The organism is Nonomuraea sp. NPDC051298 (genome assembly GCF_055586305.1).
Map to the genome: position 1 here is coordinate 641,362 of NZ_JBVJIM010000001.1, position 11,685 is coordinate 653,046.

The following is an 11,685-nucleotide window of genomic DNA, read 5'->3' on the forward strand; positions in this document are numbered from 1 at the left end:
CGTATTAGCCTAGGAGGGATGCCTCCCGATACGCACAAATCTCGCCGTCCCCTGCTCTCCTCCAACTCCCTGTGGCGGATGAAGTCCTACCTCCGCCCGTACGTCGTCAGACTGACCTTCATCTGGCTGGCCGCGATCGTCGGCATCGCCGTCGGCATCGCGCTCCCCCTCATCAGCGAGAGGGTCATCGACGGCCCCGTCGCCCACGGCGACTCCGACGCGCTGCTCCCGCTCGGGCTGCTCGCGATCGGCGTCGGCGTGGTCGAGGCCCTGCTGATCTTCTTCAGGCGCTGGCTCCAGGTCAAACCGGTGCTCGGCCTGGAGACCGCCATCCGCGACGACCTCTACGAGCACCTGCAGCGCCTGCCGATGGGCTTTCACGGCGACTGGCAGTCGGGGCAGCTCTTATCACGGGCCACGACCGACCTGTCGACGATCCGCCGCTTCCTCGGCTTCGGCATGCTCTTCCTGGTCATGAACATCCTTCAGCTCATCACGGTCACCGTGCTGCTGCTGAACAAGTACTGGCCGCTCGGGCTGCTGGTGCTGGCCTCGGCCGTACCGATCGTGTGGACCTCGCTGCACTTCGAGAAGCGCTACATCAAGATCTCCCGCCGGGTCCAGGACGAGCAGGGCGACCTCGCCACGCTCGTCGAGGAGTCCGCGATCGGCATCCGTACGATCAAGGCGTTCGGCCGCCGCCATCACGTCTACGACCGCTACGACGACGCCGCGCTCAAGGTCTACAGCTCGTCGATGGACAAGGTGCGCCATTCGGCCAAGTTCTTCGCGTTCCTGGAGATCATCCCCAACATCACGCTGGCCTTCGTGCTGCTGCTGGGCGCGCTGGCGGTCGGCTCGGGCGGGCTCACCCTGGGCGCGCTGGTCGCGTTCACCACGCTGATGCTCCAGCTCGTCTGGCCGATCGCGAGCCTCGGCTACATCCTGGCCATGGCCCAGGAGGCGATGACCTCCGCCGACCGCCTGATGGAGGTCATGGACACCGCCCCGGCCATCGAGGGCGGCACCCGGACCATCGACGAGCCGCGCGGGCACCTGCGCTTCGAGGGCGTCGGCTTCCGCTTCGCCGACTCCGAGGAGCCCGTGCTGCACGACCTCTGGCTGGAGGTCAGGCCCGGCGAGACGGTGGCCGTCGTGGGCGCGACCGGGGCGGGCAAGACCACCCTGACCGCGCTGGTGCCCCGCCTGATCGACCCCACGTCGGGCCGGGTCACGATCGACGGGCACGACGTGCGCGAGCTCGACCTGAAGGTGCTGCGCTCGGTGGTGGCCACCGCCTTCGAGGAGCCCACGCTGTTCTCGATGAGCGTGCGCGAGAACCTCACGCTCGGCCGCCTCGACGCCACCGAGGAAGAGCTGGCCGAGGCCATCAGGACCGCGCAGGCCATGTTCGTCTACGACCTGCCGTGGGGCCTCGACACCCGCATCGGCGAGCAGGGGCTGTCCCTGTCCGGCGGCCAGCGCCAGCGCCTGGCCCTGGCCAGGGCGGTGCTGAGCAAGCCGCGCATCCTCGTGCTCGACGACACGCTGTCCGCGCTCGACGTCGAGACCGAGGCCCTGGTGGAGGAGGCGCTGCGCCACGTGCTGCGCGAGGCGACCGGCATCGTGGTCGCCCACCGGGCCTCCACCGTGCTGCTGGCCGACAAGGTCGCGCTGCTGCGCGGCGGCACGATCACCCACGTCGGGCAGCACCAGGAGCTGCTGGCGCGGGTGCCCGAATACCGGGAGCTGCTGGCCCAGGACGCCGACTTCGACGGCGCCTCGGAAGGAGCGCTGCGATGACCGCCACGGCCCCGGAGACCGGGCAGGACGCCCGTTCCTGGCGCGGCGTCGCCTCCGAGGACCAGGACGAGCTGCCGGAGAAGGTGTCCGTGCTGCTGCGGGCCCGCTCGCGGCGGCTGCTGGGCGACCTGCTCAAGCCGTCCAGGAAGAAGATCGCGCTGCTGGTCGCGATCATCGTGGTGTCGAACGCGGCCGGCCTGTCGATCCCGTTCCTGGTCTCGGTGGGCATCGACGAGGGCATCCCGCCGATCACCGGCGGGTCAGGCCCGGGCGTCCTGCTGACCGTGGTCGGGGTGATCCTGGGCGCGGCCATCACCCAGGCGATCACCCGGCAGGCGTTCCTGCGGCTGTCGGGCACGATCGGCCAGGGCATCCTGCTGGAGCTGCGCCGCAGGGTGTTCGACCACTTCCAGCGGCTGTCGCTGAGCTTCCACGAGCAGTACACCTCCGGACGCGTGATCTCGCGGCTGACCTCCGACATCGAGGCCATCGCCGAGCTGCTCCAGTCGGGGTTCGACGCGCTGGTCAAGGCCGTGCTGACCATGGTCGGAACGGCGGTGCTGCTGCTGGTGCTGGACGTGCACCTGGGCCTGGTGGCGCTGATCCCGCTGCCGTTCCTGGTGCTGTTCACGAAGTGGTTCAGGCAGCAGTCGGCCATCGTCTACCGGCGTACGCGGGAGACCGTGGCGCTGGTGATCGTCCACTTCGTGGAGTCGATGACCGGCATCCGCGCCGTGCAGGCCTTCCGCAGGGAGCCGCGCAACCAGGAGATCTTCGAGCAGCTCAACGACGACTACCGGGGGGCGAACGCGCGCAGCATGCAGCTCGGCGCGACGTTCATGACCGGCATCAAGCTGATCGGCAACCTGACGATCGGCGGCGTGCTGCTCTACGGCGGCTGGCTGGCCCTCCAGGGGGAGGTCAAGGTCGGCGTGCTGACCGCGTTCCTGCTCTACCTGCGCCAGTTCTACGAGCCGATGCAGGAGGTCAGCCAGTTCTACAACACGCTGCAGTCGGCCGGCGCGGCCCTGGAGAAGCTGTCGGGCGTGCTGGAGGAGGAGCCCGGCGTGCCCGAGCCGCGCGAGCCGGCGGCGCTGCCGCCCGGCACCGCGCGCGGGAAGGTGCGCTTCGAGCGGGTCGAGTTCGCCTACGTCAAGGAGATGCCGATCCTGCCCCGGCTCGACCTGACGATCCCGGGCGGTCAGAGCGTGGCGCTGGTCGGCGCGACGGGCGCGGGCAAGACCACGCTGGCCAAGCTGATCTCCCGCTTCTACGACCCGACCGAGGGCCGCGTGCTGCTCGACGGCGTCGACCTGCGCGCGCTCGACGAGCCCACGCTGCGCCAGGCCGTGGTCATGGTGACCCAGGAGAACTTCCTGTTCAGCGGCACGGTCGCCGACAACATCAGGTTCGGCCGCCCCGGCGCCACCGACCGCCAGGTCCGCGAGGCCGCCAAGGCCATCGGCGCCCACGAGTTCATCTCCGGCCTGCCCGACGGCTACGCGACCGAGGTGGGCAAGCGCGGCGGGCGCATGTCGGCCGGGCAGCGGCAGCTCGTCGCGTTCGCGCGGGCGTTCCTGGCCGACCCGGCGGTGCTGATCCTCGACGAGGCCACCTCCAGCCTCGACGTGCCGAGCGAGCGGCTGGTGCAGCGCGCGCTGCGGACGATCCTGGCCGAGCGGACCGCGCTGATCATCGCGCACCGGCTGTCGACCGTGGAGATCGCCGACCGGGTGCTGGTGATGGAGCGCGGCCGCATCGTCGAGGACGGGCCGCCGGACCAGCTCATCGCCGCCTCCGGCCGCTTCGCCGGGCTGCACCGGGCGTGGCTGGAGAGCCTCAGCTAGTGCCGGGGGTGGGCCAGGGCCACGATGTTGGCGTACAGCTCGTAGCCGACGAACAGGGCCAGCGGCACGCCCAGCGCGACGAGCAGCCGGCCGGGCAGGTGCGCCCGCTTCGCGGCGGGCGCCCCGCCCGTGACCGGCACCATGACCGGCTCCGGCGTCGGCTCGGGCTCCGGCTCCGGCTCGCGCCGGGGCATCAGCTCGGGATGGCGGGTGAGATACCCGGAGGGGAACCAGGTCACGTGGTACGCGCCGCAGTCCGGACAGCAGAGGTCCGTCCAGGGCGGCGGCACGGGAACCCCCGAGCTGAGCCAGATGTCCACCTCGTTGCCGTAGACGTCGGAGAGGTGTCTGACGACGTATTCCTCTACCCAGACGTGCAGGCAGCGAAGGCATTCGAAGGGCCACGTCTCACAGGTCTCGAACCCGTCGGGCACCAGGACCACCCCCGGCCGTTGATCGCCGTGTCGATCCGAGTGTCCGTCCGGCCACGTTCTCCGTACAAGACGGGCTTTCTGCCACCGGGAGCCACGAAATGCTCACCCGCTGTCAGGTTAGAGGTCAGTAGAACGGTCTGGGCACCGGGCTGAGCAGCGGCGTCGCGTCGGGAACGACGGGCTCGGCCGGTGGGATCAGCTCGGGATGGCGTGACAGGTAGCCGTCCGGGAACGTGGTCGCCTTCTGGCAGCCGCACCGCGGGCAGATGGCGCCCGGCGAGGGCGGCGGGATGGGCAGGTCGGCACGCAGCCAGACCTCGCCCGCGTTGCCGTGATCATCTTCGATGTGCCTGACGACGTACTCTTCCTGCCAGACATGCCAGCAGCTCTGGCACTCGAAAGGCACTTGCCGGTGCTCTTCCTCCAACGAGGTCACCCCCTGATTCCGAGTGTCCGCCTCCCTCTCGAATTCCCGCAACCGGCCTCACCGAACGGTGAACACGAAGGTGAAAGCACCCGCCACCACGCTCAGCGTGCCGAGCCAGGCGAAAACCACGTCGACCCCGGCGCCCAGCGGCCGGCCGCCGTGCAGCGCCGCCTGGACCCGGCGGAACCGCAGCCTCGTCCTGATGAGCAGGACGCCGCCGCAGAACGCGGCCATCGCGAAGGCCGCGATCGCGACCGAGGGCAGGCTGCTCCTGACCGCGAGCCCGGCCGCGGCCAGTCCGCCGGTGGACAGCGCCACCGCCGTACGTACCCAGGCCAGGCGGGTCCGCTCGCTCTGCAGCCCCCGGTCCCAGATCTCCTCGTCCGCGGCCATCGTCAACGACCGCCCCTCTGCGTGCTCATCTGCCTGCTCATTTCTGCGCCGACAGGATGATGAGGACGAGGGCCACCACGGCCACGGCGGCGACGCCGTACCCGAAGACGGCCGCCAGCGCGGGCGGCGGGAGCGGCGCCTGCTCCCGCAGTGCCCGCTGGATGTTGCGCCAGCGGGGGTAGGCCATGCCCGCCGCCAGCGCGGAGAGGGTGACCAGCACGACGGCCAGCCCCGTACGGATCCACGGCACGAACACGTCGGACGGCACCGCCGCCATGGCCACCCCACCCGCGCTGAGCGCCAGCGCCGTGCTCAGCCAGGTGAGGAAGGTTCGTTCGTTGGCCAAGGTGAAACGCGGGTCGGGCTCCATGGGATAAACGGTAATTCGTACCCATTTCCCCTAGAGAAGTCGGGATTGTCCCGACGACTCAGCTACAGGCCTGGGCCACCTTCTCCACGTAGGCGGCGCCCTCCGCGGTGACCTTCTGCACGGCGTCGACGGCGTCGTTGACGTCGTTGAGCGTGATGCCGGTCAAGGTGCTCGCCATGCTGTCGCTGGCCTCTTTGAGCGTGGTGTTGGCCGCGGTGTCGGCCACGCCGTTGAGCTTGGCCGCGGCGTCGTCGAGGGCTTTGTCCATGGCCTGGGGGTCGTTGGTGAGCGAGGCGATCTGCGTGCCCAGGTCGGCGATGATCTTGGGTGCCTCCAGACACGCCTGGGCCTTGTCGATGGTGTTGTTGACGTCGCTGCAACCGGCCGCGAACGCGGCCGAGGCGAACAGGGCCAGAGGCAAGAACCGGCTTTTGAGGAGACGCATGCTTCGACCCTACCCAAGCACCCGGCCACGTGCCGTGACCAAAACTTTCCGGACAGCTCACCGGCCCGCCGCCTGTGTCAGGAAGGCGGCGGGCGGCCCGGCGGGCGGCCCGGCGGGCGGCCCGGCGGGCACGGTTGCCGTCCTGGCATTCCAAAGAAACCCTTGACGTCTTGCCGCCCTTCGCCCGAAGATTCCAAACATGTCTTTGGAATCGGCAACGGGCGGCCGTCCCCGGCGGCTGCTGGACGACCCGGCGGCGATGCGGGCGTTCGCGCATCCGGTACGGCTGGCGCTGCACGAGGTGCTGCTGCGCGCGGGCACGGCGACCGCCGCGGACGCGGCCCGCGAGGTCGGCATCAGCCAGGCGCTGGCCTCGTACCATCTGCGGCAGCTCGCCAAGTACGGCTTCGTCGAGCAGGCGCCCGCCCGCGACGAGCGGGAACGGCCGTGGAAGGTGACCGAGACCGTCCAGGAGTGGGGCAGCGACGAGCCCGGCACCGACGCCTCGGCCGCGCGAGGGCTGCTGGAGCAGGTGATCGCGGAGCGGGCGCTGGCCCGGCTGGTCGAGTGGCAGCAGCGCCGGGCCGACGCACCGGAGCCGTGGCGGGCGGTCGGCGGGGTCGGCAACTTCTACCTGTACGCCACCCCCGACGAGATCAAGACGATCGGGGCGGCCGTGGAGGCGCTGCTGGAGCCGTTGATGGCGCGCACGTCCGACCCGGCCTCCCGGCCCGACGGGGCGCTGCCCGTGCTGGCGACGCAGCTCGTGGTCCCGCTCCCCCCGACCGGCACGGGCGACTGATGCGCCGCTCACCCCGCCCTCTCCCGCCCATCAGCGCCCTCCGGGTCACCCGCGCCCCCGTGCCCATCAGCGCCCTCCGGGTCACCCGCGCCGCCCGAGCCCTTCTGACCGTTCTGGCCAGCCTGGCCGTTGTGTCCGGGACCTCCGCCTCCGCTCACCGGGCCGCCCCGGCCGGATCGTCGCCGTCCGGCGGTCGCCTCTCATGATCGAGGCCGCACCGCCCGGGATCCGGGCGTTATGGGGTGACAACCGCGACTTCCGCCGGTTCCTCGCGGCCGGGCTGATCTCGCAGACCGGTGACTGGGCGATCGGCACCGGCCTGGCCTTCCACGTCTACCTGCTCACCGGCTCCACCCTCTCCACCGCGACCATGCTGCTGGCCGCCCGGCTCCCCGACGTCGTGCTGGGCCCGGCCGCCGGGATGCTGGCCGACCGCTGGGACCGCCGCCGCCTGCTGGTCGGCACGCAGCTCCTCATGGCGCTCGGGCTGCTGCCGCTCCTGGCCGTACGCGGGCCCGACCAGGTGTGGATCGTGTACGCGGTCGCCCTCTGGACGGGCGCGCTCGGCACGGTGCTCGCCCCCGCCCAGAAGGCGCTGCTCCCCCGGCTCGTGCCCGCGTCGCACCTCGTCCGGGCCAACGCCCTGCACGGGCAGAGCGGCCAGGCCGCCCGGCTGATCGGCGCGCTGGCCGGCGGGGTCACGGTCGGCGTGGGCGGCCTGGCCGCCGTCGTGTGGATCGACGTGGCCGGATTCCTGCTCTCCGCGCTGCTGCTGGCGAGCCTGCGGACGTCGTCACCGGCCGAGGGCGAGCGCTCCCCGGCGCGGCGGGGGCCGTCCGTGCTGCGGGAGAGGGGCGTCCGGCTGCTGGTGGCGTACATGATGATCATGGGACTGGGCGAGGGCTTCTTCGCGACGCTGGCCGCTCCCTTCGTGGCGGACGTGCTGGGCGGCGGCGGGGACGCGTACGGGGTGTTCCTGTCGGTGCAGGCGGTGGGGGGCATCGCCGGTGGGCTCGCCGTGGCGGCCTGGCCGGGCGACGCGCCGCCGCGAGCGCTGCTCGGCTGGGGGACGGTCGTCTTCGGCCTGGCGGACCTGGCGCTGTTCGTCTACCCGCTGACTTGGCCCGTGTTCTGGCCGGCGCTCGTCCTGATCGTCGTGGCCGGGGTCCCGGCCGCGGCGGCGACGGCGGGGCTGACCACGCTGGCGCAGACGGCCACCGGCGGCGACCGGGCCGGGGCCGTCTTCGGGCTGCTCGGGAGCGCCCACGCCGCCACGGGACTGCTCGGCCTGGCGCTCGCGGGCGCGCTCGGCGACCGGATCGGCATCGTGCCGACGTTGTGCCTGCACGCCGCCGGGCTGGTCGGCGCGGGCCTCATGGTGCTCCGGCGAGGCCGCTGACCTGCTTTCATTCAAGATTCGATATGAAAACTTTCGCGATATCGCTATTAGACATCGCCGGATCGCATCTGCTTTGCTCCTGCCCGCGACCTGATGGACGACAGTAAGGACTTTGGCATGCGACACCTCCGCACCCGCCGCTACCCGGCGACGCTGCGGGCGACCGCCCTGACGTTCTCCCTCTTCACGGGTGCCACGCTGACGACGGGCGCGGCCGGGGCCGCGCCGGCGGCGGCGACGGTCGCGCAGACGGCCCCGGCGGGCCAGGCACAGGTCACCAAGGAGCTGCGGGCTCTGGAGACGTCCTTCAAGGGCCGCATCGGCGCCTACGCCATCGACACCGCCACCGGCAAGACGCTCACCTACCGGTCGGGCGAACGCTTCCCGCTCCTGTCCACGTTCAAGGCCCTGGCCTGCGCGGCGGCGCTGCACAAGGCGCGTACCTCCGAGCCCGGCCTGATGGACAAGCGGGTCAAGTGGACGGCCGCCGACGTCAAGCCCAACTCGCCGACGACCGAGAAGCACGTCGAGGACGGCCTCACGGTCGCCCAGCTCTGCGAGGCCACCATCACGCTGAGCGACAACACCGCGGGCAACATGGTGCTCAAGCAGCTCGGCGGGCCCGCCGGGCTGACCAGGTACTTCCGTACGCTCAAGGACCCGGTCTCCCGCCTCGACCGCTGGGAGACCGAGCTGAACGACTGGACCCCGAAGGACAAGCGCGACACCACCACGCCCGCGGCCATCGGACGTGACCTGCGGCTGGTCACGTCAGGGAGCGCGCTGACCGCCAAGGACCGTGAGCAGCTCAACGCCTGGCTGATCGCCACGAAGACCGGCGACGCGCGCATCCGCGCCGGGCTGCCCAAGAGCTGGACGATCGGCGACAAGACGGGCACGAACTCCGAGATCGGTACGGCCAACGACATCGCCGTCGCCTGGCCGTCCGGCAGGTCGGAGCCCCCGGTCATCCTGGCCGTCTACACCAACCGCGAGGTCGCCGGCCTGCCCGCGGACGACGCGGTGATCGCCCGGACCGCCACGATCCTGGCTCGCGGACTCGGCAGGCTCTGATGTCACGTCGGGGGACGATGCCACGTCGGGGGACGATGATCGTACGCCTGACCGCCGCGGGCGTGGCGGCGGGCCTGCTGGTGGCCGCGATCACGGTGCCGGCCGTGGGGGGCGCGGGGGCCGGGCTCGTGGCGGCGGCGAACGAGGTGAACCTGGTGCCGGTCGAACTCGCCGAGCCGCCGCCGGCCGAGGTGACGATCGTGCGGGACGCCAAGGGCGGCGAGATCGCCCGCTTCTACGAGGAGTACCGCGAGGTCGTCGACTTCGACGAGATCGCCGGGACGATGAAGACGGCGATCGTCGCGATCGAGGACTTCCGGTTCTACGACCACGGGGCGATCGACATCGAGGGCACGCTGCGCGCGCTGGCCACGAACCTGCAGTCGGGCCGGGTGAGCCAGGGTGGGTCGAGCATCACGCAGCAGTACGTCAAGCAGGTCCTGCTCAACTCGGCCGACACCGATCAGGAGCGGGACGCGGCCATCGAGGCCAGCTACGCGCGCAAGCTCAACGAGCTGCGGTACGCGATGGGGATCGAGAAGAAGTACACCAAGGACCAGATTCTCGAGAAATATCTGAACATCGCGTACTTCGGGGCCAGCGCGTACGGGGTGGAGGCGGCGGCCAAGCGGTTCTTCGGCGTGCACGCGGCCGACCTGACCCTGCCGCAGGCGGCGACGCTGGCCGGCGCCGTCCAGGACCCGAACGCCACCGACCCCAACCTCGGCACCGAGCAGCGCGAACGCCTGCTGAAGCGGCGCAACGTCGTCCTGGACCGGATGGCCGAACTGGGTAAGATCACCAGCGCGGCGGCGGAGAAGGCGAAGGACGCCAAACTCGGCTACAAGGGCACCAACCTCCCCGGAGGCTGCGAGTCCAGCAAATATCCGTACTTCTGCATCTACGTTCGCCAGGAGATCCTCAGCAACCCGGACTTCGGCCGCACCGCCGAGGACCGGCTCGCGATGCTCAACCGCGGCGGCCTGACCATCAGGACCACGCTCGACCCGGCCATGCAGGCGGCCGCCGAGCAGGCCATCAAGCGGTACGTGAACGCCTCCGACCACCCGGTCGCCTCCGAGGCCCTGGTCGAGCCGGGCACCGGGGAGATCAGGGCGATGGCCGCCAGCAGGGAGTACGGCAGGCGGGCGGCCAAGAACGAGATCTCGTACAACGTGGTCGCGGACGCGGCGCACGGGGGCGGCGTCGGGTTCCAGCCGGGGTCCACGATGAAGACGTTCACGCTGATCACGGCGCTCAAGGAGGGCATGAAGCTGGACGACGGCCTCGCCGCGGGGGCGGGTTACCGGGCGCCGGAGTACTCGACGTTCAAGAACTGCGCGGGCGGCAACATCGGCGACCCGACCCACACCGTCACCAACGACGAGGGCTCGCCCGGCTGGAAGACGCTGCGCAGCGGCACGTGGGACTCGGTGAACACGTTCTTCATGGAGCTGGAGCAGCGCGTCGGCCTCTGCGACACGGTGGAGACCGCCAAGTCGCTGGGCGTCCGGCGGGCGGACGGCAAGAAGCTGCGGGAGTTCGAGACGTTCACGCTCGGGATCAACGAGACCGACCCGGTCACGATGGCCACCGCGTACGCGGCGATCGCGGCGCGCGGATCGTACTGCGCCCCGATGGCGATCACCCAGATCACCGACCGCGACGGCAAGACCGCCCGATACCGCCCCAAATGCCGCCAGGCCCTGGACCCGGCGATCGCGGACGCGACGGCCGAGGTGCTGTCCGGCGTGTTCACCGAGGGGACGATGAGCGGGGTGGGCGGCATCGGCCGCCCGGCGGCCGGCAAGACGGGCACCACGGACGACTACGCCTCGGCCTGGTTCGCCGGATTCACCCCCGACCTGGCCGCCGCGGTCAGCCTGGGTGACCCGCGCGGCTCGCAGCAGCACAAGCTGACCGGGGTGACGATCGGCGGACGCTACTACGGCGCGGTGCAGGGGGCCAGCATCCCGGGTCCGATCTGGCGGGACACGATGGCCTCCGCGCTGCGAGGGGCCGAGCCGCGTGAGTTCGTGCCGGTGAACACGGCGCGGTTCGAGGGCTGCGGCGAGCACTGTCAGCCGGAGAAGGAGACGGTCGACGAGAGCGGCGCCGGGCCGCTCCCGGAGGTCACCCTCGCCCCCGAGGACATCCTGGAGTAGACCGGTCATCCGCCCTCGGCGAACGCCCTGACCACGGCGAGTAGATGTTCCGGTGCGTGAAGAGCAGCCCTTCGTCCGCGTCCCCCGCCACCCCGAACGGGTCCGCGGGCGGGCTGCCCAACTCGTCCGACATCGCCTCACCCGCCTCCAGGAACCAGACGACCCCGCTGATCGGTTTCGCGGCCGGGAACGGGAACGGCACCTGGTCCTCGTTCACGTGCAGGATCTCGTAGATCGCGCTCGCCAGGTCGCCGACCTCGGCGCGGACCTCGGCCTCGGCCGCCCCCGGCCAGATCGCCCGGTACGAGCGCCGCCCCGCCTCGATGATCTCGTCGAAGTCGTCGACGAGGTAGTCGAGGCGGGACAGGACGGACAACACCCCTCCCGCAGCACCGAACACCGACACCGGCCTGACCCCCGAGTCCAGGCCGGACGCCGGGATTGGGTCGGACGCAGAAGCCAGGCCGGACGCCAGAACCGAGTCGGACGCTGAGGGCGGGGCGGACGCTGAGGGCGGGGCGGACGC

Annotated in this window: 12 protein-coding genes; 6 read left to right on the forward strand and 6 right to left on the reverse strand. The window is 71.2% G+C overall.

Going from position 1 to position 11,685, the window contains the following annotated elements:
• Positions 1-18: 18 nt before the first annotated feature.
• Together ACZ6S0_RS03115 and ACZ6S0_RS03120 are read left to right on the forward strand one after the other, a co-directional pair.
• Positions 19-1,803, forward strand: coding sequence for an ABC transporter ATP-binding protein (locus ACZ6S0_RS03115; RefSeq protein ID WP_465912924.1), 1,785 nt, complete (start codon positions 19-21; stop codon positions 1,801-1,803).
• Complete coding sequence (locus ACZ6S0_RS03120) at positions 1,800-3,650, forward strand: ABC transporter ATP-binding protein (RefSeq protein WP_465912925.1); 1,851 nt, start codon at positions 1,800-1,802, stop codon at positions 3,648-3,650. Before ACZ6S0_RS03115 ends, ACZ6S0_RS03120 begins: the two co-directional genes overlap by 4 nt.
• Here the strand turns inward: ACZ6S0_RS03120 and ACZ6S0_RS03125 are convergent.
• The 5 genes from ACZ6S0_RS03125 to ACZ6S0_RS03145 all read right to left on the reverse strand — a co-directional run bounded on the left by ACZ6S0_RS03125 (position 3,647) and on the right by ACZ6S0_RS03145 (position 5,719).
• A complete protein-coding gene (locus tag ACZ6S0_RS03125) occupies positions 3,647-4,084 on the reverse strand; it encodes a hypothetical protein (RefSeq protein ID WP_465912926.1) in 438 nt (145 codons plus the stop codon). The genes ACZ6S0_RS03120 and ACZ6S0_RS03125 overlap by 4 nt on opposite strands.
• 124 nt (positions 4,085-4,208) lie before the next feature.
• Positions 4,209-4,490, reverse strand: a complete 282-nt coding sequence (locus ACZ6S0_RS03130; protein WP_344892229.1) for a hypothetical protein — start codon at positions 4,488-4,490, stop codon at positions 4,209-4,211.
• 78 nt (positions 4,491-4,568) lie between these two features.
• On the reverse strand, positions 4,569-4,904 hold the full coding sequence (locus ACZ6S0_RS03135; protein ID WP_465913378.1) for a DUF202 domain-containing protein: 336 nt from the start codon (positions 4,902-4,904) through the stop codon (positions 4,569-4,571).
• Positions 4,905-4,941: 37 nt separating this feature from the next.
• A complete protein-coding gene (locus ACZ6S0_RS03140) occupies positions 4,942-5,274 on the reverse strand; it encodes a YidH family protein (protein WP_344892226.1) in 333 nt (110 codons plus the stop codon).
• 58 nt (positions 5,275-5,332) lie between these two features.
• Positions 5,333-5,719, reverse strand: coding sequence for a hypothetical protein (locus tag ACZ6S0_RS03145; RefSeq protein WP_465912927.1), 387 nt, complete (start codon positions 5,717-5,719; stop codon positions 5,333-5,335).
• Positions 5,720-5,918: 199 nt separating this feature from the next.
• Here ACZ6S0_RS03145 and ACZ6S0_RS03150 point away from each other — a divergent pair, with 199 nt between their 5' ends.
• From ACZ6S0_RS03150 to ACZ6S0_RS03165, 4 genes are all read left to right on the forward strand, one after another.
• Complete coding sequence (locus ACZ6S0_RS03150) at positions 5,919-6,521, forward strand: winged helix-turn-helix domain-containing protein (RefSeq protein ID WP_465912928.1); 603 nt, start codon at positions 5,919-5,921, stop codon at positions 6,519-6,521.
• 202 nt (positions 6,522-6,723) lie between these two features.
• The gene (locus tag ACZ6S0_RS03155) at positions 6,724-7,920 is read left to right on the forward strand and encodes an MFS transporter (RefSeq protein ID WP_465912929.1); all 1,197 of its coding nucleotides are present in this window, start codon (positions 6,724-6,726) and stop codon (positions 7,918-7,920) included.
• 117 nt (positions 7,921-8,037) lie between these two features.
• Positions 8,038-8,994: a class A beta-lactamase gene (gene bla / locus ACZ6S0_RS03160; RefSeq protein WP_465912930.1), complete on the forward strand. Its 957-nt coding sequence runs from the start codon at positions 8,038-8,040 to the stop codon at positions 8,992-8,994.
• A gap of 35 nt (positions 8,995-9,029) precedes the next feature.
• Positions 9,030-11,159, forward strand: a complete 2,130-nt coding sequence (locus ACZ6S0_RS03165) for a transglycosylase domain-containing protein (protein WP_465912931.1) — start codon at positions 9,030-9,032, stop codon at positions 11,157-11,159.
• Here ACZ6S0_RS03165 and ACZ6S0_RS03170 read toward each other — a convergent pair.
• A partial coding sequence (locus ACZ6S0_RS03170; RefSeq protein ID WP_465912932.1) for a hypothetical protein occupies positions 11,128-11,685 on the reverse strand: 558 nt, incomplete at its 5' end. The genes ACZ6S0_RS03165 and ACZ6S0_RS03170 overlap by 32 nt on opposite strands.

Bases quoted from the DNA above. Each gene is read 5' to 3' on its own strand.
- ACZ6S0_RS03115 (WP_465912924.1), top strand. From the start codon at position 19: ATGCCTCCCGATACGCACAAATCTCGCCGTCCCCTGCTCTCCTCCAAC.
- ACZ6S0_RS03120 (WP_465912925.1), top strand. From the start codon at position 1,800: ATGACCGCCACGGCCCCGGAGACCGGGCAGGACGCCCGTTCCTGGCGC.
- ACZ6S0_RS03135 (WP_465913378.1), bottom strand. From the start codon at position 4,904: ATGGCCGCGGACGAGGAGATCTGGGACCGGGGGCTGCAGAGCGAGCGG.
- ACZ6S0_RS03140 (WP_344892226.1), bottom strand. From the start codon at position 5,274: ATGGAGCCCGACCCGCGTTTCACCTTGGCCAACGAACGAACCTTCCTC.
- ACZ6S0_RS03145 (WP_465912927.1), bottom strand. From the start codon at position 5,719: ATGCGTCTCCTCAAAAGCCGGTTCTTGCCTCTGGCCCTGTTCGCCTCG.
- ACZ6S0_RS03150 (WP_465912928.1), top strand. From the start codon at position 5,919: ATGTCTTTGGAATCGGCAACGGGCGGCCGTCCCCGGCGGCTGCTGGAC.
- ACZ6S0_RS03155 (WP_465912929.1), top strand. From the start codon at position 6,724: ATGATCGAGGCCGCACCGCCCGGGATCCGGGCGTTATGGGGTGACAAC.
- bla (WP_465912930.1), top strand. From the start codon at position 8,038: ATGCGACACCTCCGCACCCGCCGCTACCCGGCGACGCTGCGGGCGACC.
- ACZ6S0_RS03165 (WP_465912931.1), top strand. From the start codon at position 9,030: ATGATCGTACGCCTGACCGCCGCGGGCGTGGCGGCGGGCCTGCTGGTG.